Raw genomic sequence first — 26332 nt, forward strand, 5'->3', positions numbered from 1 at the left:
CGCAGCATGAAGAGAAGTATAGCAATAGGCTTCTTTCTATTCTTAATGATACCATCTAAATCCTTTAGTCAAGAAAAAAGACTAAAGGATTTTTTTCATTTCAAGAATAAAAAGATAGAAAGCGCAGTAGCACCCGACACCATTCAGGTCATCGACGACAACATGTTTACCATCGATGACTCCTACCTAGACAGTCTCGCATGGGAAGAACAGCGCGTATTAGAAGAAGAGATGAGAGCTGATATAGATACTGGACAAATCATCCTCTTCTATGATTCACCTGTGGAGGTCTCAGAGCAACTCTACATCGACTCAGTCTGGGTTACGATCCGTGAATATTACAGCATCTGGAGCTCTAACAAAATCAACCCTTACGATCTCGATGGAGAGAATTTCTCCGATACAGTCAAACTACCTCTCACCTATGCCAACCCATCACTGGACTGGTCTATGCCACTAGAGCAAATGACCATCACCTCCCCATTCGGTCTACGCAGATGGAAATGGCACTATGGGGACGATATCCGGCTCAATGTTGGTGACTCAGTACATGTGGCTTTTGACGGGATCGTCAGACTGGCGCGCTACGATCGCTATGGCTATGGCTACTATATCCTCGTCCGTCACTACAACGGCCTAGAGACCCTGTACGGTCACCTCAGTAAACAACTCGTAGAACCTGGTGACATTCTCAAAGCAGGTGATGTGCTCGGCCTAGGTGGTAGTACAGGACGCAGCTCTGGCCCTCACCTTCACTTCGAGGTACGCTACCAAGGCAATGCCATCAAGCCTACAGACGTCTTTGATTTTGACAACAATGCTTTGATCAGTCCAGAGTTAGAAATCAACGCTTCAACCTTTTCCTATCTCAAAGAAGCCAGAAAAGTAAGGTATCACCGCGTACGCAGTGGAGATACACTGAGCTACATCAGCTATCGCTACGGTGTATCGATCAGTACGATCTGTAGGCTTAACGGAATTCGTAGAAATTCAATTCTACGTATCGGACAAAGAATCCGAATCACCTAACTTGTACACATAACTTAGTCTTATGAAATTAGACGTATTAGCATTCGCTGCCCACCCAGACGATATCGAACTCTCTTGCGGTGGCACCCTCCTATCATTAGCCGCACAAGGTAAGAAGACTGGTATCGTTGATTTTACCAGAGGGGAAATGGGTACTCGAGGTACCCCCGAGATCAGAGACCAAGAAGCCGCCGCTGCTGCACAGATATTGCACCTGACTGCCAGAGAGAACCTAGGTTTCAAAGATGTGTATTTTGAGAATAACGATGCGCATGTGCTTGAAGTAGTCAAAATGATACGCAAGTACCAACCGAGTATCATTCTCGCCAACTCGATATCGGATAGACATCCTGATCATGGCAAAGCTGCTGCTATCGTCAAGAAAGCCCTGTTCATCGCAGGACTAAAAAAAGTAGAAACGATACTAGAAGGTGAAACTCAAGAGATTTGGCGTGCAGATAACCTCTACCACTACATCCAGACGGACTACCATCACCCGGACTTTGTCGTAGATGTATCGGACTACTGGACCAAAAGAATGGAAGCAGTACGTGCGTACCAATCTCAGTTTTTTAATCCATCGGCCGGAGCATCCAACACACTCATTTCTTCTCCTGAGTTCATGGAACTGCTCGAAGCACGAGCAAGAGAGTATGGAATGGCCATTCGTGTCAAATACGGAGAAGGATTCGTCAAAGACAGAATGCTCGGTGTGTCTGACTTGACCTCCTTGCGCTGAGGTTCGATGATATCGAATGGTTTTGGACTAAAACACAATATAAACACCAAGATAGCTATCCAGCCTAGTATTTTGCGTTTTACATCCAAAGGCCGATCAATCAATACAGGTGGATGATAGATCCCAATCACTCGCCCTAAGACAAATGAAAACAACAACCAACCCGCATAGCCTTCTACCATAGGGTAGAAATATACGGTCAGTAGCTGTGCCGCAAACACCCCAAGTGCATACATCACACGATCTGTTTTCCTCTCGGTAAACTTGTGCAAACACAGATATAAAAACCCGAAATAGATCAGCTCATCGATCATCCAAGCTGACACATCAAAGGGGCTCATCAACCCCAGCCCTGCGTAGTACACAAAGCACAAAAAGAAGATTTTGGAAAAAAGACGATGATTTTTAGACCCGATCAACCCATACATGATATGTCCACCATCGAGCTGACCTATAGGCAAAAGGTTCAACGCGGTAAAAAACAGTGCCAAATAACCCGCAAACAAAAACGGATAATGAATCAACTCGTAACTGTGAGGGATCAAACTCACATCTGACACGACATACTCCTCAAAAAAGGAAAACAACAAATTCGGTCCCAAGACCATGACCATCATCCCTTCTTCCTGATAGGCATGTGCTGGGTAATCAGCCCCCCACTGCTCATACTCGGGATGAATATCATAGAGATAATCCATACTTGGTAGATTCGAGAACCCATACCATAGCACAAAAAATGCAACCACAAAACCGGCCAATGGCCCAGCAATTCCTATATCGAAATACTTCTTTCGACTTTCTACCCGCTCCTTGATCTTGATAAATGCCCCCATCGTACCAATGGATGGACTCCCCATGAACCCCAACCAAAACGGTATATAATAAGGCAGCGTTACTTTCACTTTGTGATACTGCGCCATAAAATAATGTCCAAACTCATGTACCGACAGTATCAGTAGAAAGGTCAAAGAGAACGAAAAACCATCCATAAACTCAGCCCATCCTACAGTCTCTTCTCCATAGAGTAGCGACTTGCCACTCATCCACTCCGCACCTGATATTGTCGTGGTGATTAGTGTCAGAACAAAGAGTCCAATCTGAATATAAGTTTGCTTCTTGCCTTCTGTATTAAACATGGTCGGTAAGTTGAAAAATATGATCTGGAGTAGTGATATGCATCGTATGAATCCCTACAGAGGCTGCCCCCTTCAGATTCTCAGGTTTGTCGTCTAAGAAGATACATTCATTCGCTGATTTGCCTGACTGCCGCAGTACCTCTTCATAAATATCAGCATTGGGCTTGCGTAGATGGAGACGGTGCGAAAAGTACACTTCATGGGCAAAGTCATGCAAAGACGCCTTCCCACTCACCTCAGCAAGTATCTGGTTAAACGCCGTCTCATGTATCTCGTTGGTATTACTGAGGATCAACACGCTATATTCTTTTTGCAACTGCAGCATAAAATCTAACCTCGCCATAGGGATCTCCCCTAACATGGCATTCCATGCCTGATCGATCACATCGTCAGTCGCATCCGTCTCCATCAGTTGGCGGATAGCAGTTCTAAACTCCACACTGGAGATCAGCCCCATCTCGTAGCGTTTGAACACATCAGAGACCTGATACATCTCGACTACCTGCGCTATCGGCTTACCAGATAGTTCTGCAAAAGCCCGGACAGTGGCTTGTTCATCTAGATTGATGATAACGCCACCCAAATCGAAAATAATTGTATTGATATTCAAAGGAAATGTTTGTGATATAAACGGCAAATATGTAACATTGCACTCCCAAATTCAAGGCAGTCGCAAAGACTATTTTGAAGGGCCTATAGCTCAGTTGGTTAGAGCACCTGACTCATAATCAGGTGGTCCCTGGTTCGAGCCCAGGTGGGCCCACAAAAACCCTTATTGCAATGCAATGAGGGTTTTTTTATGCTCGTCTTAGATGAAAGGGAAGAATTAACGAATCAAGGATCAATCGGTATTTCTGGAAGAGAGATAGTAGATCACTTCGTTATCCAACTCGTCGTTGTTTTTTTATAAAACAACCACCTATTATGAGTCTTTGAGGTAATATGTAAATGATTGGAATAATGAATATCGAATGCTCAATGTCGAACACTGATTTTCACTTCCAAATTTACCAACTGATCCATCAAACTGGGGTTATGTAAAAATGTTGTACAACAAACACTCCATGGTTGTACAACAAAGAGGTCAAGCTTGCGCAACCAAAGACCAAACATCGTACAACCAACAAGCAAAGGTTGCGCAAGCTTTTGAAAAAGCTACCCATTGACGTGAGAACTGGATCAACCCTGATGCAGGATAATCGATCATGTTGACATGACTATTTGCCTGAGTTCGATTTGTACTCCACTCCACAACCACAGTATTATCAGAGATCAACTTTTGAAAGGCTTGATCACAATAAAGGGCAAACTAAACAGCTGTTAGCTGGTTAGTTTGCCCTTCTTCTAACACTTCTAAACACCTCCTGTACTACCAGCTTGAAGCTAGTAGCAGTTTGAACACAATAGAATTAGAAGTCTACTTAGACGCAGCTATTGGAAACTGCTTCATCATTTTACTTATCTTCTTTTTGATATCCTTCTCACGCTTAGCAGGTTTGGTTTTGACCACAGCAGTGACAACCCCTTGCCATACGAGAGATTTGCTTTCGCTATCGTACATATCGAGTACGAGTGTCCCCTCATTGTAATCCACCTCCGAATAAGTCGTCGTAGAGCTCCCTCCACCATATCCATATCCGTAACCATACCCCCATCTACCACCATAGCCTAGACCACCATTGTAGTCGGTATAGGCAGTCTTACTGGTTTTCTGATCTACAGAGACAAACAGTGTGATCGTCGCATCGGCATCCGTATCTACTTTGGTCATGCCTCTAGCATCCAGTTCAGCTTTGAAGGCCGACAGGATACGTTTCTGATCTATGTCATTGACACTATCGTCGCTACCTTCTGCCCATCCTGCAAAGGTATAGGTCTTGTACTTGGAAAAATCTGCGTCTTTGTCATAGTCACTCTTTACCTGTGCGGATGCGATCTGACTGGTCAAAACAATGACCAAAATGAGACTTAAAAATTTGATTGTTGTTTTCATTTTTTGATAATATTATGTGGAAAATTATTTTTAAAATTAGTTACACACCGACTACCCTCTGTTGTTCCATGCTGAGCCAAACACGATGTAGTATCCAAAGTCGTCATTGGAAGCGGCAACATCTACCCCCATTCTCAGACCGAATTTTCGAGCAATCAAATAACGGAATCCTGTCCCGTAATTGTACACCAATGTCGCATCCGAAAAGCTCGTTTCCTTGGGTATAGCCTTGGCCATTCCTGTAAAAAAGACCCCACTCCACCGCATCGTAAAATCATAGCGCTGCTCCGTCTCTAGCAGGTAAACCGACTGCCCCTGATACCTCGCCATAGGAACACCTCGAAGGTTAACTCCGGGATTAAGATAAAATGGTGCTTTGCCATATTGCAGTTGGCTCTCGAACCGAAAACCACTCACCAGTGAGGGTGTTGTTTGAAAGTACTGTAGCGCTTTGAAGTCCAAATTTCTAAATTCAAAATCGCTACCTGTCCATGCTGCGTTGATTCGGAAATTAGAAGACAACATCGTCCCCTTGTTCGGGGTGAAGCTATTATCTCGCATATCGTACTCGACCAGCACACCGGGGCTGCTCACATGACTTTTCAAAGATTTTTCACTCACAAAATCTGGCAAACTCGTAAAACCAAACTCAGGTGACAAATCGGTATCCATATAAAAATACTCTATCCCAGCGTATATATTCGTTTTGCCAATTTCTTTGGTCAAAGAACCAAAAATGGGGATCGACCTAAAATTAAAGGAGAATTTCTTATCGCCCAGCCCTCCTACATTTCTATAAAAATCCATATTCACCGACCCATACCCAGCTCCTATCCTGTATTTCAGTCCATACTTAGGCAATGATGCGATACGCATCGCTCCCAGCATCCAGCTTTGGTTGGCAGTATAGGCTACAAATGCGACTGTGATATTCGGTGGGACATACCGTCCTTTTTCTTGGTACTTATTAGGATGTATAAAAATAGGAGAAAATGCCAACCCAAAGCTCCCTAATGACGGCTCGGTAATGAATTGGGGCAAAGGAATAAAGCCGTTTGCAGTCATTAGAAAATCACTGGCATCCAATTTATGATCCAAGGAATCTCGTAATGCACTCTTTTTGTCAACTCGCTGCGAATAGCTTGAAAAACTCGCTGCAAGAACCAGAGAAAGCAAGACAACTCTTTTGATAAAAAACATAAATCTAGGTGGTGTCAATTCTATAAGCAAACTACATAATCGTTGTTTGAATAGGGAACGATTCTACACAAAAAAATCAGTACTATATTGATTTACCTTCTCTCGTAAGGAGTATAAAAAAGTGCGTCCGTCTACCCTATTAGGGAAAGACAAACGCACTTTATTCTCCTAGAGTGGCTACATGTGTGATATCAGTAATCTCGTAACTTAGTGCACTACCGAATTCATCAACATCTGCTGAGCCACATATTGCTCATCAGGGTTGAGTCTTTGACCTTTGGCATTTTCTAATAACGCCAACATTTCATCCTGATTTCCTAACGGCAAAATCTCTTCTCTTTGATCGATTTCTTCTACCCACTGCACGATGTTGTGAATGGCCGTTCTTTGTATTTCTCTATTTGCTAAAACATTCATTTTATTATCTTTTTTAAGTTAGTTCCTTGTACGAAACATGTATAACAAGAGATGTACCAGAAGGCGTAGGTAAAACACCCATTTTGTAATCTAGGACACAAATCCCCGTTTTTTCTGCATATTGAAGATAAAGCTCCTAACTTCGCGGCATGAAGATTTCAAAAAATTCGGTGGTATCTATCACCTATCACCTCAGAGAAAGCAACAAAGAAGGTGAAACCATACAAGAAGTAGACAACAAAGAGCCATTCGTATTCCTTTTCGGAGCGAACCAAGTCCTACCCCAATTCGAAGAAAACCTCATCGACAAAGAAGTCGGTGCAACATTCGAATTTGGTATCAAAAGCGAAGAAGGATACGGCGAGCCTAACCCTGATGCGATCGTAGACCTACCGATCAACATCTTCCAAGGCGAAGATGGAAAAATTGCAGACGCGGTACAAGTCGGAACTTTCCTACCGATGAACGACCAAGAAGGCAATCCTATGCAAGGTCTCGTGCTTGAAATCGGCGAAGAAAGTGTCAAAATGGACTTTAACCACCCGATGGCTGGTGTTGACCTTTACTTCGCAGGAGAGGTTATCGAAGTGAGAGAAGCTACTGCCGAAGAACTAGATCACGGTCATGTACACGGCGAAGGCGGACACCAACACTAAGGCCAAAAATCAAAACGATATTTCATCTAACGCCACTTCTACCGAGTGGCGTTTTTTTGTTTTAGTAGTTACTAAAAACCGACACCCTCATAAAGTTTAATATATCACTAAATTTTACACCTAATTCGTTAAAACCCACTAAAACACACATCTATGTAACTATATGCACCTAATATATCCTATTGTTAACCATCCCATCACACACTTATTTATACAAAAAACAATAGATAATAAAAACAATATTTGCATTAGTTGGTTAACATATTGATGTGTCCAACTTTGGGCTATTCACAAACTAATAATACTATGAGTAACTTAGATGAATCTGTAAAAACATACCCTAGAACCTTTTCGCATATTGGCATTACAGTTCCTGACCTTGAGGCTGCTGTTAAATTTTATACAGAAGTAATGGGTTTTTATGTAATCATGGAACCTACCCTGATTAAGAAAGAGAATGAAACTGCCATCGGTGTGATGTGCATTGATGTATTTGGTGATGATTGGGAGACCTTTAAGATCGCTCATCTATCGACAGGAGACAGAATCGGTATCGAATTATTTGAGTTCCCCGTCAGCAAAGACTTAAAACCTACTTTTGAACCTTTTAAAACTGGCTTGTTTCATTTTTCTGTTCAAGATCCTGATGTAGAGGGGTTAATTGAGAAAATAATAGCTGCTGGAGGAAAACAAAGAATGCCTATCAGAGAATATTACCCTGGCGAAAAGCCATTCCGTATGTGCTATGTAGAGGATCCATTTGGAAACGTATTTGAAATATACTCGCACTCATACGAGCTAAATTATTCGGCTGGAGCCTATAAGTAATGGCCGTATACTTAACTCCATTTAGTTCAAGGAATCATGATGGAGTTAAGTTTTAACCTGTCGAAGAGGTATTATCAAAACGCTCACACAATAATGCTGATAGCGTGTATATCTCGTTTTCCCCACTAAGTCACAGATACCAATATGGAATAGTTAATAACGAATTATCAATAGACCGCTGCGAATAAACAAGCAACCGATATGGCTATAGTAGCTAACCTAGCTTTGTTGTAAACAACAAATATTGATAACAATGAAAACAATACTATATCTATCTACATTATCCCTCTCACTATTCTTGACACTTACAAGCTGTAATGATGATGAAAATCAAAAGCAAAACGAAGCTCCTACAATCGATGCGCAATCTTTCAATGTGTCTGAGGAATTGGCCGCTGGGGACATCATTGGTATCGTGAATGCCGTAGATCCTGAGGAAGATGAACTCTCTTTTAGTATAGTTACCAATGATGATGCGGACTTATTTGAGATCAGTACTACAGGTATATTAAGTATTGCGCTAGGTCAAAGATTTGAGGTTGAATCTACTACGGTCTACGTCATAGAAGTGATGGTAAGTGACGGAGAACTCTTTTCTGTAGCAGAAGTAACCATTACGGTGACTAATGTAAACAAAGCACCAGCATTTTCGGATGCTAGCGATCTAGATGATGTCTCTGAAGGCATAGCGGATGATGTGGTTATTGGGACTATCGTGGCATCAGATCCTGATGGAGATGTCATTACCTTCTCTTTAAGTAGCAATCCCAATAGCCTATTTGAAATTAACGCTGGTGGTGAAATAAGTCTAGCCACTGGCAAAAGCCTAGATTATGCGGTGGCGACAAGTCACACGATTGGCGTACAAATAACTGATGGCGACCTAACAGTTTCAGCGGACTTCTCTTTTGATGTAATCAAAATTACAGGGGACATACCCTTCATTACTTCGTGGGAAATCACCATTGCAAATGATATCATTACCATTCCTACGCATCCTAGCTATGACTACAACTACACAATCACATGGGGAGATGATACTCAAGATGACAATGTAACAGGAAATATTGACCATGAGTACGCTACTGCTGGCACTTACACCGTCTCTATTACAGGAGTTTTTCCAGCGATCTACTTCAACAAATCAGGAGATGATCGAAACAAAATAAAGGATGTCCAACAATGGGGAAATATAGAATGGAAGTCTATGGTCTCTGCCTTTAGGTATTGTGGTCTGCTAGATATATCTGCCACAGATGCTCCAGACCTTTCTCAAGTAACCGAGATGGACTTTATGTTTGACAATGCCTACGCGCTAGAAGCCTCTCTAAACCACTGGGATGTAAGCAACATCGCGCAAATGAGTTATGTTTTTGCTGGAGCAACCAATTTTAACCAACCCCTTGATCACTGGGACGTCAGCCATGTCACCACTATGAGTAATATGTTTTTATCAGCCTATAAATTTAATCAAGACATTTCTGCATGGGACGTTAGCAAAGTCACGAATATGCAATATATGTTTTACAACGCGTCGGCTTTCAGTCAAGACTTGTCAGGCTGGGACACTTCGAGTGTCATCTATTGTAACACCTTTGGTGATAACTCTTCACTTACGCCAGAACAAGCCCCTACTGCAGGCGACTGTTTTTAAACTGAACGCATAATTTTTATTAGGCCCAATTGTGTCGCACAATTGGGCTTTTTTATTGAACTAATACTATGCGCAAAACCATGATAGAAAACATATTCGAACCCGCTGAAGATCTGACATGGAGATGTAAAACCGGAAGAGACTCTACGACAGTCAACGACTCAAACTTATAACTAACCAATACGCTCGCAGGATACAATATAATATCTCGGAGTAAATCTTCTCAATAGAGGTCTCACACCGATTTTATATATCGGTGTGATCCATTTTTCAGCAGCTACTATTTTCCAGCCAGCCTTCTCCAACAACATATCAAACTGCCGTGGTTCGAACTCATGGTAGTGTCTATCCCAAGGATCTTTTTCATTCCAATAGGCATTAGCGAACCAAAGCTTGAGTGGTATCGAAGCAATCAACTTATCTGCTTTAATCTCTCGTAATAAATTAAACGGAGCAACCATGTGTTCGAATATTTCAAAAGCTGTCACTACATCATATTGCTCGTCTTTGACGACATCATAATCCAAATCAAGGTCTACGCCCAGCGCAGTATTCGTCACATCAAAGCCCTCTTCTTTCATGATTTCCCCAAACGGGTTTCCTGGCCCCAAATCTAAGATCTTGGCTGGTGCTGTAACACTGCGCTTTAGAAATGAAAGCGTACGCGCGAACCTTATCTGATGCGTTTTGCTGTATTTTTGATCAAATGACATCTGTTTCTATTTGATTGTAGTAATTAATTAACTCATGAGAAGTTCGCTCCCAGTTGTAATCCTGACTGACAAAAGCCTTTCCGTTCTCTCCCAGTTCCTGACGTAAATCAGTATCCTCGTAAAGCTTCAAAACCTGCTGCTGATAGTCCTCCACAGACTCAGCCTGATGTACCAAACCACTGTTGGCACGACGAATCACCGTCTCCTGTGCCAAACAATCACTAACAATCAGCGGCTTGGCAAAGGCCATATACTGGAAAATCTTATTAGCATAGGTCGTATCGTGATGAACGTTTCTATGCAATGGGCTAATGCAGACATCACTCACCGTGATATAAGACTGAAACAAAGTAAAGTCCTGCCAGCCTTCAAAATCCACATAATCATGAACTCGTAGCTCCTCTACCTTGGCTTTCAAAACCCCGTCGGTTTTATTGCTCCCCACGATCACGAGTTTGACATCAGGAATATGTTTCGACAACTCAGGCATAGCCTCTATTGCTGTCAACAGCCCCCTCCTCAGTCCTGTATCTCCGACATACAAGATGACAAATTTATTCGCCAAACGATCCACAATCGTGGCATCATGCTTCGCTTCTTTTTCAAACACTGCCCGCACTGTATTGGGTACGACGATCAACTGATCAGGCGACAATCCCAGTTTTTTGAGATAATACTCCTTGGCCTCCTCTGTCACAACCACCGTGCGATCTGCCATCTGGATGTACTTACTTTCATACTTTTCCCACTCGGACGGAAAAATAGTTTGCTTGCCAGGAAACTTCTGTAAATGCCCGTAGAACTTCATGATCTCTGGTCTATTCTCATGAAGATCCAATACCACTGGGATATCCAACTTGAGATTAAAAACTGATCGGGCTATTTGAATATCATGTATATGGATAGCATCTACGGGATTGTCTGATAAAAAAGCAGCGATCCACCGTTTAAGTATCCAATGATAAAATGGAAACGTATAAGCCCATGCTGACAACTTGTACACCCAACTACCACAGTAAAAACGCCTGACCTGTATCCCTTTGATCTCTTCGGCAGGTTGAGCACACCCCTTGTAATCCAAACAAAAAAGATACACCTCAAAGCCTGCCTCGATCAGCGTCACGGCCTCATTTTCTACCCGAGGATCTGGGGGGAAATCCGTATCCAATATCATCCCTATTCGCATAGAATCGTTCTATTTCTCCTCCCTAAAACTCACCCCCACAAAAGCCAAGCATCCAAGGACCAAAAGGACATTAAAAATCCAAGTGATGGTGTTACCCGTATAGTAGGACTCTGGCTTGAACTCAAATATGATCTCGTGCGTCCCTGCTGGCACTTCGAGTGCACGCAGTACATAGTTGGCTCGAAGGATACTCACTGCTTCACCATCTATCGTCGCGGACCAACCTATAGGATAGTAGATCTCTGAGAACACTGCTAGTCCATCAGCACGACTGCTCGACTGATACACCAGACGATTCGGTGCATACGCTGTCAGTGTCACCTGTGCCGCTGAGTCATAGGCTATCGTCCCCAACTCAAACTTTGCCATATCTACTACAGCTTCCGTCTTTGTATCTAGAGACATCATAGTCATCAACTCATCATCGGCATTGTTCACCTCCACGACCTCTTTGACAAACCACGCATTGCCATTAGCGGCTGGATTAGGAATCACAGCGCGTGCTTCCTCTCCTGCTTTGAAATACTTGGTATTGAGCATATTGAGCACCTGTGCTTGTTCAAAGTTGAACTTACCAGCCTGCAAATCTTGGATCACCTGAGACAGCTCCGGTGACAGACTCGTTTCTACCAAATCCTGATAGCGACGCATCTTAGCTCCATGGTAGCCCCCGATAGATTTATGATAGTAAGATGTCTTGGCATCATTGAATGGGTTCATGAGGTTGAGTACACGGTAATCAGGATCGCTGTCCTGCAGGATACGCTTGTCTGCCTCGCTCATAGCCCATTCACCTTTGCCTGCTTTTCTGGCAAAACTGTCCCCGTTGAGATAGCGCTTCGCAACGCCGAACATGTCAATCAAGACTAAGGTAATGATCAGACCATAAGCCAGTCCTTTGGATAGTTTTTGCTTTTGGGATAGCCAAATCACAGCCGCAGCAGCGATGACGAAAAACAAAGTTCGAAATGCATCCACACGCAAAAGTGAGGCACGATCCGCACGCAGTGCCTCTAGATACCACGCTGGATAAGAAGCCAACCGCTCATCTATCGCGCCACGATAAGACCCCATCCCTGCCAACAGTGCTGCCAGTAGCGCAAAACCACCTGCTATGGCTACCGAAAGTATAAATTTCTTTTGCATCGCCTGATCCCACTCCTCGGAGAGTACTTTTTCCAATCCCATGAAACCCGACAACACCATCGTTAAAATCGCGATGATGATCACGAAGGTTACTGACCGAAACTTGTTGTAGCCTGGCAAGTAATCAAAGACCAGATAGTTAAAGGTCTCAAAGTTATCTCCCCAACTGAGCACGATAGACAGAATCACCAGTACCTCCACCCATCGGGTATATTTTCGATCCAAAACCAACAAACTAAGTACAAACAAAAACACTACGATCGCCCCGGCATAATAAGGTGCCGTGAGTGGCTGATCGCCCCAGTAGGCAGGTGCGGCTTGAACAGACTGTTGGATCTGCTGGCGACTCGCACCTTGTTTTTTCAAAGCTTGCTCTAGGTTAGAGTTCTTGCCGAGATCTTCCTGCGCAGTACCACCAAAGAAATTCGGAATAAAGAGCACCAAAGGCTCCAAGATGCCATTGCTGTACTGGAATGCATAATCTTTTTCTAACCCACTCTTTTCATTCACTCCATCTACGGTCAGTTCTGACTTGCCTCGCATGGAGTATGGACTGTATTCCATGATCGTCCATAAGCGTCCAAAGTTAGCTCCTACTGCCATCAGTACCGCGACCAACAGCAAGCCCACCGTCTTGGCAAACTCAGGCAGCGTCTTCTCTTTTACACTCTGAATCAATTGAAACAAACCAAAAACCAACACCATCAGCATCAAATAATAGGTAATCTGTAGGTGATTGACACGCAACTGCAGCGCCAGTCCTAATGCCGTCAAGACAAAACCCATGAGGCGCTTCTGATGAAAGGCTGCATACACTCCAGCGATCACCAAGGGCATATAAGCCACTGCGCTAACTTTCGAGTTGTGTCCCGCTCCGATAGAAATAATGTTGAATGAGGTCAAACCAAAAGCAAGAGCCCCTGCTATCGCAATCCAAGGACGTACCCCCAAGACGAGCAACATGATGTAGCAGGATAGAAATGCAATAAGAATAATCCCCGTCGGGTGAGGGAGAAACAGACTCAGCACCTGGTGTATATCTTTGGTCAACTCACCCGAGAACTCCACATTGATCAGATAACCTGGCATCCCGCCAAACATCGAATTGGTCCACAGGCCCTCTTCCCCTGTTTGGTCTCTGAAAGACGTTAACTCCTGCGCACTACCCTCCCACTGGGTGATATCGTGCTGAGGCAGTTCTTTGTTGTCAAAAAATACTGGGGCATAAAAAACCACCGTAACTATCAAAAACACCAATACAGCGATGAGGTGAGGAAGGATATCCTTTTTAAGATCGAATTTCTTCATGAGATGAAACTGGAATTGAAAATTTTCAAGTCGTAATATTATACAAAACATGGCTGAATAGATTCTCCGAAAACAAATATCTGAGTGATTGCACCAAATAACAGGCACTATGAATTGGGCAGCTCTGGTTTGTCGTTTGACCTGACGTTTCTACCCTTGATCCTAGACAAAAAACCACGAGACATGCAACTAAGTCTATAGACGGAGCATCCTATAATTAAACGATTCTACTATACTATGAAACCTTCACTAGACCCCAACCGAGAATTTGTGATCGGTATCAAAACAGATGCTGGATTCTCAGGTCGACGCGTAGTACAGATCGATACGCTCACGGAGGCAGCACAGTGTATCGCTCTCCTAGCCATCACTCCCCAGAGCCAAGCTACCCTGTACAGCAAACATGACCTCCCTGCCATCTCCCAACTCGTCTCACAGCAACTCCGTATCCCACTCGATCAAGTCACCCTCGTCAGAGACTATGCGAACTGCCACTCCAGCACGGCCTGTACCCAAGCCATCCTAGCCCTCAGTGCCACCACACGCGCTATGCTCATCAACGCAGCAGCCAATCGATGGAACATCTGCCCCACCCACTGCAAAATGGAATCTGGTAAAGTAGTACAGAAGGAAAAATCCTTTGATTTCGAACTGGGCGAACTGATCACAGAGGCCAAACAAGGAGACATCCCCCTCATCCCCGAACTCTACCTCCAACACCGACAACCCAAATCCTAAAGAGAGTCCCTCAGCGAAGGATTTGTTGACTTAGCCAGTGGATAGGGAGACTTAGTGAAATAATCCGTTTGCCTCACTTATATTAAGCTGGCTCATTACCCAATCACAATAAAAATGCTACACATAATTGAGCTCGCTTTGCAAAAGCACAAAATGGAAAAATCATCACATGTCAGACAGATTTCAAAATGCTAAATTTTGAAAAACGAAGCAATCTGAGCATCTCTAAAACACAGACTAAAACTAGATCAGTAGGTATTTCTGAGGATAAAAATCAATATTCGACATTGAGCATTCGATATTCATTATTCCAATCATTTAAATATTACCTCAAAGACTCATAATAGGTGATTATTTTATAAAATAAACAATCACGAATTTCGCACAATGAATCTTGAATAACGAAGTGATCGACTACCTCTCCCCCAGAAATACAGGGTGATCCGTTTCACACGAAGATGATCAAAATCTGGACATAAAAAAACCCCAGCCATTGACCGAGGTTCTTGATATTATATGAGTTGTCGATTATTTGATTTGATCAACAACTGCTTTGAAAGCTTCTGGGTGATTCATTGCTAAATCAGCCAATACTTTTCTATTCAATTCAATCTGAGCAGCCGAAACTTTACCCATAAACTGAGAATAAGAAAGACCGTGCTCTCTTGCACCTGCGTTGATTCTCTGAATCCACAACTTTCTAAACTCTCTTTTCTTTACTTTTCTATCTCTGTATGAGTAGCCTAAACCTTTCTCAACGGCATTTTTGGCAACTGTCCATACATTTTTTCTTCTTCCGAAGTAACCCTTGGCTAACTTCAGAACCTTTCTTCTACGAGCTCTACTCGCTACTGTGTTTACCGATCTTGGCATAATTTTTAACTTTTTTGATTATTGGCGTCAGTGATTAAACCGAACTTAGTACCAATCATCTGGTGAAAATTTGAACCTAATCTCGCCCTAGGCGTGATTAAATATGAAGCATGTCTTTAACATTGTTGACATCTGACTTATGGACTTGACCCATTTTTGTCAAATTTCTCTTCTGCTTCGTTTCCTTCTTGGTCAGGATGTGGCTTTTGAAAGCGTGCTTTCTTTTGATCTTACCACTGCCTGTCAATTTGAAACGCTTCTTCGCTCCAGCTTTAGTTTTAACTTTTGGCATTTTATTTATTTACTATTTATTTCTTCTTTAAAGCTTTAGGTGACAGCATCAGGAACATTCTCTTTCCTTCTAGCTTAGGCAACTGCTCCACCTTGGCGTACTCTTCTAGAGCTTGCGCAAATTTCAATAACAAAATTTCCCCTCTTTCCTTAAAGACAATGGTTCTACCCACAAAGTGAACATAAGCTTTCACTTTAGCGCCTTCTTCCAAGAACTTAACGGCATGTTTCAATTTGAACTGAAAGTCATGATCATCCGTGTTAGGACCGAATCGGATTTCCTTCAAAACTGCTTTGTGCGCTTTTGATTTGATCTCCTTTTGCTTCTTCTTTTGTTCGTACTTGAATTTAGAATAATCCGTTATTTTACAAACAGGAGGCTCAGCTTTTGGAGAAATCTCAACAAGATCCAGACCTTGCTCTTTAGCAAGCTTCAATGCCTCGTTCAACGAATACACGTCCACGGTTACATTTTCACCCACGACTCTAACTTCTCGAGCGGTTATTTTATCATTTACTTTATAGGGCTCTTCTACTCTACCTCGAAAACCCCTTCTCTGATATCTTTGTTTAGCGATTTGTTTTAAAGTTTATGGTTTAAAAATTTCGAACTGCAAATATCGACTTTTATAAAACAAAACCAATACTTCCATTCAGTATTAAATCAATTATAGACAATTATTATAGAACAACAATACTCTTCAATCTTATCGATACAAATTATTCATCCTCACAATATACTCTATGATCTCTAGCAAGGACATTTCAAGAAAGCAAAAAAGACAACAAACATCATAGCCCAACACGCAAAAGATGGCACATCTCATCCCCACGTCTCAGACTAAAGCATCTCCACCCCCCAATGGATCAGCATAAGTTTCTAACTCTTGACTTAAGAATACACAGTTTTACAAACATCATGCTTAATCTAATGACCTATTATGGCTCTTGGCCATTTCTTCAGCACAAACTAAAGGAAACCAACGGCTAAAAACTAGACAGCCATCATAAACAGGCCTTTGAGACTATCTACACTTTACTTCGCCAGAGGACTTTATTTCCAGCAGACCTTATATATAGATGTATACCCACCTAATTTACATCGGGATTACGGCTGACAGGAAAAAGCATTATAGCTAAAGGAGTTTAGGCTTTCTTTGGAGCTGAAGGTCAGCAATAGCTTACGTTCTTAACCCTATTAGATTAAAATTTTACGTTTAGTAAAATTCTAATCGGCACATTGACCATCTATCCTTTTAACGGTCTGCTTTTCAACCTTTAATTCCTCAATTGCATAATTAAGACTGAAACGCCATTCACAATCAACGCTCTTAAGCAACTCATTATAGGGGAGTTACAAACACCCCTGCATTGCCACAAATAGAGCGTTTTAAGATTGAATAAATTTGTTTGGCATTAATGCTTTTAATTCATTTCTTTGCACAGATTTTTAAACCAAAAAACAATAATAATGTCTGATATAGCACAAAAAGTAAAATCAATTATTATCGACAAGTTAGGCGTAGAGGAGTCTGAAGTTAATGCTGAAGCAAGCTTCACGAACGATCTTGGTGCAGACTCACTAGACACAGTAGAGTTAATTATGGAATTCGAAAAAGAATTCAACATCTCTATTCCAGACGATCAAGCTGAAAACATCGGTACTGTTGGTCAGGCTATCACATACTTGGAAGAGAACGCAAAGTAATTTTTAATTATACCTAAATAGGGAACTCACAGAGATGCAATTAAAGCGAGTTGTAGTTACCGGCCTTGGAGCTCTTACACCAATAGGTAACAATCCTGACGAATATTGGCAGGGATTATCTACTGGTGTAAGCGGCGCTGCGCCTATCACGCGTTTCGACGCAGAAAAATTCAAAACACGATTTGCATGCGAAATCAAGAATTATGATCCATTGGATCATTTTGACAGAAAAGAAGCACGCAAGATGGATCCATTCACTCAGTATGCCCATATCGTGGCAGAACAAGCAGTGCAGGATTCTGGAATCGACTTGGACAAGATAGACGTAGATAGAGCTGGTGTGATCTGGGGAGCTGGTATCGGTGGACTAAAAACCTTCCAAGACGAAGTAATGAACTTCGCTGCAGGAGATGGCACACCTAAATACAACCCATTTTTCATCCCTAAAATGATTGCAGACATTGCACCAGGCATGATCTCAATCAAATACGGTTTCCGTGGACCGAATTTCACTACGGTGAGTGCATGTGCCTCTGGTACCAATGCACTACTGGACTCCTTTAATTATATTAGACTAGGCATGGCTGATATGTTTATCTCAGGTGGATCAGAAGCAGCAGTGACCGAATCAGGAGTCGGTGGGTTCAATGCCATGAAAGCATTGTCCGAGAGAAATGATTCTCCAGAAACTGCATCAAGACCTTTCGACAAAGACAGAGATGGATTTGTCCTAGGAGAAGGTGCCGCTTGTTTGATTCTAGAAGAACTAGAGCATGCCAAAGCAAGAGGTGCAAAAATATATGCCGAGTTGATCGGTGGTGGTATGTCTGCAGATGCTCACCACATGACCGCCCCTCACCCAGAGGGAATAGGTGCTACCAATGTGATGAAAAATGCCATCAAAGATGCCAACATATCACCCGAAGAAGTGGACTATATCAACGTGCACGGAACCTCTACTCCACTAGGAGACTTGAGCGAATCTTCGGCAATCAAAAACGTATTTGGAGCGCATGCTTATGACCTCAACATATCTTCGACCAAGTCGATGACAGGTCACTTATTAGGTGCCGCTGGAGCCATCGAAGCTGCAGCATGTATCATGGCGATCCAAAACCAAGTAGCCCCGCCGACCATCAACCACTTCACTGATGATGAAGCATTTGATGCCAAGCTAAACTTTACATTCAACAAAGCCCAAAATAGAGATATTAAAGTTGCCTTGAGCAACACATTTGGATTTGGTGGACACAATACGTCTATCATATTCCGTAAATTTGAAGGGTAATAGTTGATAACTAAAGTTGAACTAATCTGTTTCTATTTAAAAAATCTAAGAATCGCAGTTATTCTAACTATGTAAAACGAATCATTGGAGGAAGTCCCTCCAATATTGATTTGTATTACTTAGCCATGAGACACACGTCTGCTGCACAGGAGAAACGCAAGGGTTTCTTGGAGTCTAACGAGCGCTTAGAGTACCTAGGGGATGCTGTGCTCGGTGTTGTCGTGGCAGAGTATCTATTCAACAAGTATCCCTTCAAAGACGAAGGGTTCCTCACTGAAGTACGGTCTCGTATCGTCAACCGTGAGAACCTCAATCAACTCTCAAAAAAAATAGGCCTAGAGGAAATTTTAGAATACAACGGCCACCTGAAGGGTAACAAACAATCCTTCAAATCCATCTATGGTGATGCACTAGAAGCGCTAGTCGGTGCAGTATATCTAGACAAAGGACATCAATTCACCAAAAATTTCATCCTCAAAAAACTAATCATTCCTCATGTAGATATTGACATGGTGATTAGTACCGACACGAATTTCAAGAGTAAAGTGATCGAATGGTCACAGAAGGAAAATAAAAAGCTATCCTTCGAAGTAGTAGAACTAGACAGTCAAAAGCACTTCAAAAAATTTGAAGCAAAGCTTTTCGTCGGCAAAAAAGAAATCAGTACAGGCTATGGACTCAGCAAGAAAAAAGCTGAACAAGCAGCTGCCGAAAAATGCTGTCAAGTACTCAAAATCGAATAAACCAGTCAGCCCATGACGCAAATGAGAATCGGCGGTGCTTGCCTAAACCAAACTCCCATAGATTGGAAAGGTAACATAGACCACATCAAAACGGCCATAGATGATGCCAGAAACAATCAAGTTGAGCTGCTGTGCCTACCCGAGCTATGTATCACCTCCTATGGCTGCCAAGATTTATTCTTAGCAGAGTGGGTCTTAGAAGAAGCCCTTTCTCAACTCTTAAAACTGCTAGATCACTGCTATGACATCACCGTGGTAGTCGGGTTGCCAATCATACTTGAAGGACAGACCTACAACACATGCTGCGTAATCAAAGACCAACAGATTCAAGGATTCTACGCCAAACAAGCACTAGCCAACGATGGCATACACTATGAGAAAAGATGGTTTAGCCCTTGGCCTAAGAACACAAGTAAAACCATCAGTATTCAAGAAAGTGACTACCCCATTGGTGACATTACGTTTGACATCAGCGGGCTTCAGGTAGGTTTTGAAATATGTGAAGATGCCTGGAGCAAAGACAGACCCGCACAACGACTGAAAGAAAAAAATATTGACCTTATACTCAATCCGAGTGCCAGTCATTTTTCATTCAACAAGAAACAGTTGAGAGATCATCTCGTCCAAAGTAGTAGTTCCGAGTTTGACTGTTACTACCTTTATGTCAATCAATTGGGTAATGAATCTGGTCGTGTAGTATATGATGGAGATATTCTGCTGGCGCACAACGATCAGTTTTTACTCAAAAACAGACGTCTCTCCTTTTCAGACTACCAACTACGATACTTCGATATTAATACCATTGATCCTGACTATCTACCTCAGCTAGACGAGGACTTCACTACCTCTAATGAGGAGTTTGCTCAGGCAGGTGCATTGGCGCTGTTTGATTACATGCAAAAGACCTTTATCAAGGGCTATGTGCTATCACTGAGTGGTGGGGCCGACTCTTCATCCATTGCCATACTCGTCGCGCACATGATACGAGTCGGTATAGCAGAATTAGGGATACATACACTGGCTACCAAACTGCATATAGCAGAGGGAAGCTATGAGGCAAACAACCCGCACACTGCCGCGGAGCAAATCACCGAAAAGGTATTGTTCACAGCCTACCAAGGAACAGATAACTCATCCGATGAGACTTTGGCATCCGCCAAAAACCTAGCAGGATCATTGGGTGCAACATTCAGATCATGGACCATAGATTCGTCAGTGGAAGCCGCCCACCAGATCGCCGAAGAAGCAATAGGAAGGAAACTGTCTTGGGACACAGATGATATCGCACTCCAAAACATCCAGGCGAGAACTAGATCACCACTGATCTGGATGATCGCCAACATAGAAAACAAAATTTTGCTCACAACCTCCAACAGGAGTGAAGGAGATGTAGGCTATACGACCATGGATGGAGATACCAGCGGGAGTCTAGCACCTATAGCGGGAGTAGACAAGGCATTCATCCTCCAATGGCTACAGTATGCCGAAAAAGAACTCGGATACACTGGACTCCAGTACGTCAACAACCTGACTCCTACTGCCGAGTTGAGACCCAAAGCGTATTCACAAACGGACGAGGATGATTTGATGCCCTACGCGATCATGGTAGCGATCGAACGACTGGCGATATTCCAAAGGCAATCGCCTATCCAAGTATTTGACGTACTGATAGACCAGCTGAAAATAGACAAAGAACTACTAAAAGGCTACATCACCAAATTCCATAGACTGTGGTCGATCAATCAATGGAAACGTGAGCGGTTGGCACCTTCGTTCCACTTAGATGATTTCAATGTAGACCCTAAGACTTGGTGTAGATTCCCCATTATTTCGAGTGGATTCAAAAAGGAATTAGAAGACCTTAAAAAACGCTAATCATAAGCATCCATTACTCTTTAAGAGTATCAACGCGCATTCGGATAGAAAACTGAATCGTAATTTCATCATTTACCTTCACCATACCCATATACTTCGTAGGTGGCTCTATCCCAAAGTCACTGATTTTCATGAGACGGCTCCCTTCAAAAATCAATTCATTCTCAGATTTATTAATCACTCTTCCATCCTTGACAATAAACTGACGTCTCTCACCAGCTATCTGAACAATAACATTGGAATAAACGTGCAACCGTTCTATCTCCTTGTTGGTATTTGGAATTTGAATGTTTTGAACCTTGAGGACGAGACGAGGATACTGATCGGCATGCAAGATCTCTCTAAAGTCCTGATTCATCACCTGCATTCCACAGTCAAAATCAACTACTTTATAATTCAACTCTAGCCCTTCAAAATTGAGTTGAGAAGTAGTCCATCTGCTATCTACTTTTAACACATCATGTCCTGCATTCTGCTCTAACCCACATTCAAATGAGTTGACATTTGTACTCCCTGCGATGGTGATCTCACTAGACAAAATAGTCACTCGATGATTTTTTTGCCCAAATACTAGATCACTAGAACCAATAAGAACAAGAAGAATTAATAATCGAATCAAATTAAAAAAGGGTTAAAATCCACGTAAAACGAAGATAATGATTCCCTTATTCTTCAGCAATCTAAATCTCTATACTAGGTACTGACTTAACTTTACCAAACCGATTAAGCCCGCTTTTTGGCCAAAGAGGTCAAGCGAAGTTGGTAATAATCATACCCTATGATAAACAACAGGAAGAGACACACGATGTAGAACACATTGTATGAAACCTGTAAATAGATATACCCAGCACTAATCCCTCCTACCATATAAGACACCATGATAGACACCTGTATTTTTGCCTTGTCTCTTAACTGCTGATTCGCACGAAACTCATGCTGCGTAAACATGGAAAACAATATACCTAAATCTGTCGTCAAGCCTGTAAGGTGAGTGGTTTTCACTGCAAAGTTGGAAATACTAGCCGTCAAACCATTTTGGATTCCCATCGCAAAAAGCATAAAGCCTACCATTACCTCAGTTTCTAACAAAGTCTCTTTGTAGAAAAACTGTATATAGCTCCCCACGATCAATAGACATATAATTTCCAAAACTAGAGGTAGCGCATGTGCCAGATAGGCATTGATACGATTGACATTGATGACAATGAAATTGGCCATAAAGCTCCCGAAGAAGAACAGCAAAATCCAAGTCCCCACTACCCCCGCCTGATACCAGTTTCCCTTAGCGATCTCCTCCGCTAGGATGGCGTAGTGCCCCGTCACGTTAGAGGTAAATGCAAAAAACAATGTCACCGATATCACGTTGACCATACCTGCCGAGATGGCAGTTAACACACCTAATTTGATATTGTCACTTAGTGCTCGGTCATTACTAAATCTTTTCAGCATACTGTTCCCCTATCTTGTTAAAAGTCATCTTCACTACCCCACGGGCTCCTATATCTGTGCTAAAATGTATTTCTAGCTTGTCTTCTGTCAGCACTTTGATTTGATAATGCTCTGCTGGATTTTTTTCATCAATGAACTTAAGAATATTTCCTCTGCCCTTAAGCCTCCAATTCATATGACGTTCGTTTCCTTTACTGCTATGTAGTTTTACTCCTCCTTCAGGACTAAACTCCCATATCTCTGCTTCATGAATCACCAAATCCTCACTGATTTCATGCTTCATCTGGCGATCAATTTCTGAAGAGATTACCGAGCTATGCTCGTCCATATAATCCAATTTCTCATAGGTCCATGAGACCTCTTGCCACTGACCTATTAAATGCGTACCTGGGGTAGTCGTATTGGCAAATGCGAAACATACTAGTCCGATCATCGCCATAAAACCTGCTGTATAAATGATTCCAATTTTCATATCTATTTTTAGTTGTCAGTTGAAGGAACAACGTGTCCACGAGAAAAAAACAACTCTACCATATCTTGGTAAGCATCTACTGTTGTACTGGGTTCTGAATCCAACTTCACGATGATTTTATTGACCTTATTCGTATTTCGAACAAATGTGTTCAGATCAAAACTGCGCGAATGACATGACTTTGATTTCCACGACCCCATATAGATCTCATCGATCTGCTCTTTGACGAGGTATTCATCAAATGACCGCTGGCTCAAACCAGAGAACAAATCAGTCGTCATGATGTTTAAAGTAGATTGATACTTGTTTTTAATCAAATGACAAGCTGACGTGAATTCTGAACCAGTCAGTTCCTTAATCAAGGTACGTTTGGAATAGAAAAGTAAGTCTATTGATGAGTCTGGTAAGAATATACCATGTACGAGCACTACGTCCACGGTCTCACCTTTCGTATGACTTGTCGTCAAGGCTTCTTTGAGTAGATTCAGTGAACGAACGGTAAAGTCCGTTACGATAAGTATTCTTTTTTTCATCTGCTAAACGCTTTGTTCCACTTTGATAAAAACAAAGCTAGGGGTCAAGCATTAAGATGAAATAAGTACGAGATTAAGATAAGATTAGAGTGATGAACCAATGGGAATCACTACCCTAGCCACTGTTCCTTTACCCGTCTCAGAAGAGACGTACAATTGCCCCTTGTGCATTCTAATGATGTTGCGGGCCAGTGGAAGCCCTATCCCATATCCTTCGTGATTTTTAGTATTAGAAGCTCGGAAATAAGGGTCATATATAAACTGAAGTTCGTTCTGAGGTATCCCTATCCCTTGATCTTTGACCAGTATTATTACTTGCGTATCGGTCACCCCGAAAGCCACTTGGACAGGTTCATGGTTAGAGTATTTACACCCATTGATTATCAGATTGGACATAGCCAAATGCATCAACGGTTCGATCGCATCAATCTTGAGCAAGCTTGGGTTCTCTGGCAGTAGACTAAAATCAATCTGAACTTGATTTTTTGGGTTGATCTTTTCGACAGTACCTTTCACATCCATGATCAACTGATCGACACGTAATTTCTCAAACTTCTGTTTCTTCCCATCAAAGCCCGTCTGTGCCAGTAAAAGCAGAGCACTTGTCTTTTTACTCAACTTTTCGGCATCCTCTAGGATCGTCATCAATGTCTCTATATAATAGGCTGGCTCTCTTAATTTGCTTAGTGCTACGTCTGCCTCTCCTATGATAGACGTCAACGGTGTATTGAGTTCGTGAGAGGCATTGCTGATAAAATTCTTTTGGCTTTCAAATGAGGTCTCTAAACGATTTAGCATATCGTTGAACGTACGGGTCAACTTGCTAATCGCATCATCATTATCTGATTGCTCTGGGAGGCGCTTGTGTAGATTACCTGTACTGATTTCGTTGACACGGTGAATAATCTGATTGATGGGTTCTATGATCTTGCGCGAGAATAGAAAGGAAATCAAAAGGATAATCAAAAAAGCAACACCCAATGAAATGAATAGCAAATTGCGAAAATACGAGATATGGTGGGTGATAAAATAGTTCTCCGCTGAAATCAAAACAAGGTAATCTTTCTGATCACTCGATCTATAAACCACACCATAGTAAAAAGTCTTTTGGTCGTTGAAAGTAGCTGTTCCACTTGTTACTACCTCTTCCACGAACCCTGAGTTGTATTCCTCTATCCCGTCTATGGCTTTCCAGCTTCTATCACTAGAGAGCGGGTATAAATTTATTTTCTCATCCTGTAGCGTTTCTAAATGCTCTTGTCTCAGTTCACGAATGACCTCTGCATCCTCTTTCTCCTCCAGTTGAAACTTAGCCGTAGTGATCGCACGTATCTCTAGTCGCTTATAAAAATCCGCAAAAGCATAATTCGAAATATTGTAATAAATAAAGACACTGAAGAGTATCGTATACCCCACGAACACCGCGATCAGTACCAAGATGATTTTGTTCTGAGTTTTCATTCGGCCTCCTTTAGTACATACCCCATACCGATCACGGTATGGATAATACGGTCACTGTTGTGCTTTTCTATTTTCTTGCGTAGATAGTTGACATAGACATCTACCACATTGGTTCCCAAATCAAAATCTACACCCCACACTTGCTCCATAATAGATATTCTAGACAGCACCCGACGAGGATTCTGTACGAACATCAGTAGCAGCTTATACTCTGTAGAAGTGAGTGATACGTCGACACCATTACGCTGTACGACCTTAGTGTCGTCGTTAATTGTCAAGTCTGAAAACTGATAGACAGTCTCTTGTGCAGATTCCGAAACCTTTTGTCTCCGTCTGAGCAAGGTACGCATACGCGCCAGCAGCTCCATGAACTTAAATGGCTTAGCCAAATAATCATCCCCTCCTGAGTCTAGCCCCATCACAACATTTTCGGTACTACCCAGTGCCGTCAAAAACAAGATCGGCACCTCCATCTTACTCGCACGAATACCCTTGCAAACATCGATACCGTTCATCGTCGGGAGCATTACGTCCAAGATGATCAGGTCATAAGTCGATGCTATCGCTAGCTCCAGTCCCTGCTGACCATCCATCGCCACCGTGACTTCATATCCCTCCTCTATCAATCCTTTGTTGATAAAAGAGCACACATGGTTATCATCTTCTACTAATAGTATCTTCTTCAAGTTGCTTCTCTTTTGATTTTAGCTCTGCTAAGTAATACTAGGGGATTTAAAGTAAAAACTAAAATCGAAAAGATGGGATTTGAAATAATACTACATTGCGATTGTAGTCAAAGTATCCAAGCAGTAACAACTAACTCACACTCCCCTAGTTGTTTCTGGATAAAAACCCGAAACAACTAGGGGATGATAAAATAGTGACCTATTCTTCAT

Annotated in this window: 26 protein-coding genes, 1 tRNA gene and 1 pseudogene; 11 read left to right on the forward strand and 17 right to left on the reverse strand. The window is 42.2% G+C overall.

Going from position 1 to position 26332, the window contains the following annotated elements:
- Positions 1–6 precede the first annotated feature (6 nt).
- Both BUB99_RS14375 and bshB1 read left to right on the forward strand, forming a co-directional pair.
- The gene (locus BUB99_RS14375) at positions 7–1029 is read left to right on the forward strand and encodes a peptidoglycan DD-metalloendopeptidase family protein (RefSeq protein ID WP_073123457.1); all 1023 of its coding nucleotides are present in this window, start codon (positions 7–9) and stop codon (positions 1027–1029) included.
- A 22-nt stretch (positions 1030–1051) separates the two neighbouring features.
- Positions 1052–1768: a bacillithiol biosynthesis deacetylase BshB1 gene (gene bshB1 / locus BUB99_RS14380; protein WP_073123459.1), complete on the forward strand. Its 717-nt coding sequence runs from the start codon at positions 1052–1054 to the stop codon at positions 1766–1768.
- Positions 1769–2166: 398 nt separating this feature from the next.
- Here bshB1 and BUB99_RS14385 read toward each other — a convergent pair.
- Positions 2167–2904 (reverse strand): annotated as a pseudogene (locus tag BUB99_RS14385) (site-2 protease family protein); the annotation flags it as partial.
- Entirely contained in the window at positions 2897–3514 is a 618-nt protein-coding gene (locus tag BUB99_RS14390; protein WP_158584120.1) for an HAD family hydrolase, read from the reverse strand. The pseudogene BUB99_RS14385 and the gene BUB99_RS14390, both read right to left, overlap by 8 nt.
- Before the next feature lie 79 nt (positions 3515–3593).
- Between BUB99_RS14390 and BUB99_RS14395 the strand changes: the two genes are divergently transcribed.
- Positions 3594–3667, forward strand: a tRNA-Ile gene (locus tag BUB99_RS14395).
- 654 nt (positions 3668–4321) lie between these two features.
- Here BUB99_RS14395 and BUB99_RS14400 read toward each other — a convergent pair.
- The 3 genes from BUB99_RS14400 to BUB99_RS14410 all read right to left on the reverse strand — a co-directional run bounded on the left by BUB99_RS14400 (position 4322) and on the right by BUB99_RS14410 (position 6514).
- On the reverse strand, positions 4322–4897 hold the full coding sequence (locus tag BUB99_RS14400) for a DUF4136 domain-containing protein (RefSeq protein ID WP_073123463.1): 576 nt from the start codon (positions 4895–4897) through the stop codon (positions 4322–4324).
- A 51-nt stretch (positions 4898–4948) separates the two neighbouring features.
- Complete coding sequence (locus tag BUB99_RS14405) at positions 4949–6097, reverse strand: BamA/TamA family outer membrane protein (protein WP_073123465.1); 1149 nt, start codon at positions 6095–6097, stop codon at positions 4949–4951.
- Between the two features lie 207 nt (positions 6098–6304).
- The gene (locus BUB99_RS14410; protein WP_073123467.1) at positions 6305–6514 is read right to left on the reverse strand and encodes a hypothetical protein; all 210 of its coding nucleotides are present in this window, start codon (positions 6512–6514) and stop codon (positions 6305–6307) included.
- Between the two features lie 149 nt (positions 6515–6663).
- Between BUB99_RS14410 and BUB99_RS14415 the strand changes: the two genes are divergently transcribed.
- From BUB99_RS14415 to BUB99_RS14425, 3 genes are all read left to right on the forward strand, one after another.
- Entirely contained in the window at positions 6664–7170 is a 507-nt protein-coding gene (locus tag BUB99_RS14415; protein WP_073123469.1) for an FKBP-type peptidyl-prolyl cis-trans isomerase, read from the forward strand.
- A 306-nt stretch (positions 7171–7476) separates the two neighbouring features.
- On the forward strand, positions 7477–7998 hold the full coding sequence (locus tag BUB99_RS14420) for a lactoylglutathione lyase family protein (RefSeq protein ID WP_073123471.1): 522 nt from the start codon (positions 7477–7479) through the stop codon (positions 7996–7998).
- Between the two features lie 253 nt (positions 7999–8251).
- The gene (locus BUB99_RS14425; RefSeq protein ID WP_073123472.1) at positions 8252–9652 is read left to right on the forward strand and encodes a BspA family leucine-rich repeat surface protein; all 1401 of its coding nucleotides are present in this window, start codon (positions 8252–8254) and stop codon (positions 9650–9652) included.
- 173 nt (positions 9653–9825) lie between these two features.
- Here the strand turns inward: BUB99_RS14425 and BUB99_RS14430 are convergent, their stop codons facing one another.
- The 3 genes from BUB99_RS14430 to BUB99_RS14440 are packed head-to-tail and all read right to left on the reverse strand — an operon-like array spanning position 9826 to position 14005.
- Positions 9826–10365 (reverse strand): class I SAM-dependent methyltransferase, encoded by a 540-nt coding sequence (locus tag BUB99_RS14430; RefSeq protein ID WP_073123474.1) that lies wholly within the window; start codon positions 10363–10365, stop codon positions 9826–9828.
- Entirely contained in the window at positions 10355–11551 is a 1197-nt protein-coding gene (locus BUB99_RS14435; RefSeq protein ID WP_073123476.1) for a glycosyltransferase family 4 protein, read from the reverse strand. Before BUB99_RS14435 ends, BUB99_RS14430 begins: the two co-directional genes overlap by 11 nt.
- A 9-nt stretch (positions 11552–11560) precedes the next feature.
- The gene (locus tag BUB99_RS14440) at positions 11561–14005 is read right to left on the reverse strand and encodes a YfhO family protein (protein WP_073123478.1); all 2445 of its coding nucleotides are present in this window, start codon (positions 14003–14005) and stop codon (positions 11561–11563) included.
- A 237-nt stretch (positions 14006–14242) separates the two neighbouring features.
- Between BUB99_RS14440 and BUB99_RS14445 the strand changes: the two genes are divergently transcribed.
- A complete protein-coding gene (locus BUB99_RS14445; protein WP_073123480.1) occupies positions 14243–14743 on the forward strand; it encodes a xanthine dehydrogenase family protein molybdopterin-binding subunit in 501 nt (166 codons plus the stop codon).
- A gap of 528 nt (positions 14744–15271) precedes the next feature.
- On the opposite strand, the gene rplT is transcribed toward BUB99_RS14445, so the two are convergent.
- The 3 genes from rplT to infC form a co-directional block, all read right to left on the reverse strand.
- Positions 15272–15616, reverse strand: a complete 345-nt coding sequence (gene rplT / locus BUB99_RS14450) for a 50S ribosomal protein L20 (RefSeq protein WP_073123482.1) — start codon at positions 15614–15616, stop codon at positions 15272–15274.
- Between the two features lie 97 nt (positions 15617–15713).
- Complete coding sequence (rpmI, locus tag BUB99_RS14455; protein ID WP_073123484.1) at positions 15714–15908, reverse strand: 50S ribosomal protein L35; 195 nt, start codon at positions 15906–15908, stop codon at positions 15714–15716.
- Between the two features lie 16 nt (positions 15909–15924).
- Positions 15925–16485, reverse strand: coding sequence for a translation initiation factor IF-3 (gene infC / locus BUB99_RS14460; RefSeq protein WP_073123486.1), 561 nt, complete (start codon positions 16483–16485; stop codon positions 15925–15927).
- Between the two features lie 893 nt (positions 16486–17378).
- Here infC and BUB99_RS14465 point away from each other — a divergent pair.
- From BUB99_RS14465 to nadE, 4 genes are read left to right on the forward strand one after another with little or no spacing between them, the layout of a single operon-like run.
- Complete coding sequence (locus tag BUB99_RS14465) at positions 17379–17615, forward strand: acyl carrier protein (protein WP_073123488.1); 237 nt, start codon at positions 17379–17381, stop codon at positions 17613–17615.
- A 34-nt stretch (positions 17616–17649) separates the two neighbouring features.
- Positions 17650–18903: a beta-ketoacyl-ACP synthase II gene (fabF, locus tag BUB99_RS14470; RefSeq protein WP_073123490.1), complete on the forward strand. Its 1254-nt coding sequence runs from the start codon at positions 17650–17652 to the stop codon at positions 18901–18903.
- 26 nt (positions 18904–18929) lie between these two features.
- Positions 18930–19646 carry a ribonuclease III gene (rnc, locus tag BUB99_RS14475; protein WP_073123492.1) on the forward strand — a complete coding sequence of 239 codons (717 nt, stop codon included), beginning with the start codon at positions 18930–18932 and terminating at the stop codon, positions 19644–19646.
- 12 nt (positions 19647–19658) lie between these two features.
- The gene (gene nadE, locus BUB99_RS14480) at positions 19659–21521 is read left to right on the forward strand and encodes an NAD(+) synthase (RefSeq protein ID WP_073123494.1); all 1863 of its coding nucleotides are present in this window, start codon (positions 19659–19661) and stop codon (positions 21519–21521) included.
- A gap of 13 nt (positions 21522–21534) precedes the next feature.
- Here nadE and BUB99_RS14485 read toward each other — a convergent pair whose 3' ends face one another.
- The 6 genes from BUB99_RS14485 to BUB99_RS14510 all read right to left on the reverse strand — a co-directional run bounded on the left by BUB99_RS14485 (position 21535) and on the right by BUB99_RS14510 (position 26122).
- Positions 21535–22068 carry a hypothetical protein gene (locus BUB99_RS14485; RefSeq protein WP_139281025.1) on the reverse strand — a complete coding sequence of 178 codons (534 nt, stop codon included), beginning with the start codon at positions 22066–22068 and terminating at the stop codon, positions 21535–21537.
- A gap of 176 nt (positions 22069–22244) precedes the next feature.
- Complete coding sequence (locus BUB99_RS14490; RefSeq protein WP_073123498.1) at positions 22245–22970, reverse strand: YoaK family protein; 726 nt, start codon at positions 22968–22970, stop codon at positions 22245–22247.
- A complete protein-coding gene (locus BUB99_RS14495) occupies positions 22954–23442 on the reverse strand; it encodes a hypothetical protein (RefSeq protein ID WP_073123500.1) in 489 nt (162 codons plus the stop codon). The genes BUB99_RS14490 and BUB99_RS14495 overlap by 17 nt, the downstream gene beginning before the upstream one ends.
- A gap of 8 nt (positions 23443–23450) precedes the next feature.
- Complete coding sequence (locus BUB99_RS14500; protein ID WP_073123502.1) at positions 23451–23975, reverse strand: hypothetical protein; 525 nt, start codon at positions 23973–23975, stop codon at positions 23451–23453.
- An 84-nt stretch (positions 23976–24059) separates the two neighbouring features.
- Complete coding sequence (locus BUB99_RS14505) at positions 24060–25436, reverse strand: sensor histidine kinase (protein WP_073123504.1); 1377 nt, start codon at positions 25434–25436, stop codon at positions 24060–24062.
- Entirely contained in the window at positions 25433–26122 is a 690-nt protein-coding gene (locus BUB99_RS14510) for a response regulator transcription factor (RefSeq protein WP_073123506.1), read from the reverse strand. The genes BUB99_RS14505 and BUB99_RS14510 overlap by 4 nt, the downstream gene beginning before the upstream one ends.
- Between the last annotated feature and the right edge of the window lie 210 nt (positions 26123–26332).

This window comes from Reichenbachiella agariperforans (genome assembly GCF_900142205.1).
Taxonomy (GTDB): domain Bacteria; phylum Bacteroidota; class Bacteroidia; order Cytophagales; family Cyclobacteriaceae; genus Reichenbachiella; species Reichenbachiella agariperforans.

Excerpts from the sequence above, each read along its gene's own strand:
- BUB99_RS14375 (WP_073123457.1), top strand. The coding sequence starts at position 7 with ATGAAGAGAAGTATAGCAATAGGCTTCTTTCTATTCTTAATGATACCA.
- bshB1 (WP_073123459.1), top strand. The coding sequence starts at position 1,052 with ATGAAATTAGACGTATTAGCATTCGCTGCCCACCCAGACGATATCGAA.
- BUB99_RS14400 (WP_073123463.1), bottom strand. The coding sequence starts at position 4,897 with ATGAAAACAACAATCAAATTTTTAAGTCTCATTTTGGTCATTGTTTTG.
- BUB99_RS14405 (WP_073123465.1), bottom strand. The coding sequence starts at position 6,097 with ATGTTTTTTATCAAAAGAGTTGTCTTGCTTTCTCTGGTTCTTGCAGCG.
- BUB99_RS14410 (WP_073123467.1), bottom strand. The coding sequence starts at position 6,514 with ATGAATGTTTTAGCAAATAGAGAAATACAAAGAACGGCCATTCACAAC.
- BUB99_RS14415 (WP_073123469.1), top strand. The coding sequence starts at position 6,664 with ATGAAGATTTCAAAAAATTCGGTGGTATCTATCACCTATCACCTCAGA.
- BUB99_RS14420 (WP_073123471.1), top strand. The coding sequence starts at position 7,477 with ATGAGTAACTTAGATGAATCTGTAAAAACATACCCTAGAACCTTTTCG.
- BUB99_RS14425 (WP_073123472.1), top strand. The coding sequence starts at position 8,252 with ATGAAAACAATACTATATCTATCTACATTATCCCTCTCACTATTCTTG.
- BUB99_RS14430 (WP_073123474.1), bottom strand. The coding sequence starts at position 10,365 with ATGTCATTTGATCAAAAATACAGCAAAACGCATCAGATAAGGTTCGCG.
- BUB99_RS14435 (WP_073123476.1), bottom strand. The coding sequence starts at position 11,551 with ATGCGAATAGGGATGATATTGGATACGGATTTCCCCCCAGATCCTCGG.
- BUB99_RS14440 (WP_073123478.1), bottom strand. The coding sequence starts at position 14,005 with ATGAAGAAATTCGATCTTAAAAAGGATATCCTTCCTCACCTCATCGCT.
- BUB99_RS14445 (WP_073123480.1), top strand. The coding sequence starts at position 14,243 with ATGAAACCTTCACTAGACCCCAACCGAGAATTTGTGATCGGTATCAAA.
- rplT (WP_073123482.1), bottom strand. The coding sequence starts at position 15,616 with ATGCCAAGATCGGTAAACACAGTAGCGAGTAGAGCTCGTAGAAGAAAG.
- rpmI (WP_073123484.1), bottom strand. The coding sequence starts at position 15,908 with ATGCCAAAAGTTAAAACTAAAGCTGGAGCGAAGAAGCGTTTCAAATTG.
- BUB99_RS14465 (WP_073123488.1), top strand. The coding sequence starts at position 17,379 with ATGTCTGATATAGCACAAAAAGTAAAATCAATTATTATCGACAAGTTA.
- fabF (WP_073123490.1), top strand. The coding sequence starts at position 17,650 with ATGCAATTAAAGCGAGTTGTAGTTACCGGCCTTGGAGCTCTTACACCA.
- nadE (WP_073123494.1), top strand. The coding sequence starts at position 19,659 with ATGACGCAAATGAGAATCGGCGGTGCTTGCCTAAACCAAACTCCCATA.
- BUB99_RS14490 (WP_073123498.1), bottom strand. The coding sequence starts at position 22,970 with ATGCTGAAAAGATTTAGTAATGACCGAGCACTAAGTGACAATATCAAA.
- BUB99_RS14495 (WP_073123500.1), bottom strand. The coding sequence starts at position 23,442 with ATGAAAATTGGAATCATTTATACAGCAGGTTTTATGGCGATGATCGGA.
- BUB99_RS14500 (WP_073123502.1), bottom strand. The coding sequence starts at position 23,975 with ATGAAAAAAAGAATACTTATCGTAACGGACTTTACCGTTCGTTCACTG.
- BUB99_RS14505 (WP_073123504.1), bottom strand. The coding sequence starts at position 25,436 with ATGAAAACTCAGAACAAAATCATCTTGGTACTGATCGCGGTGTTCGTG.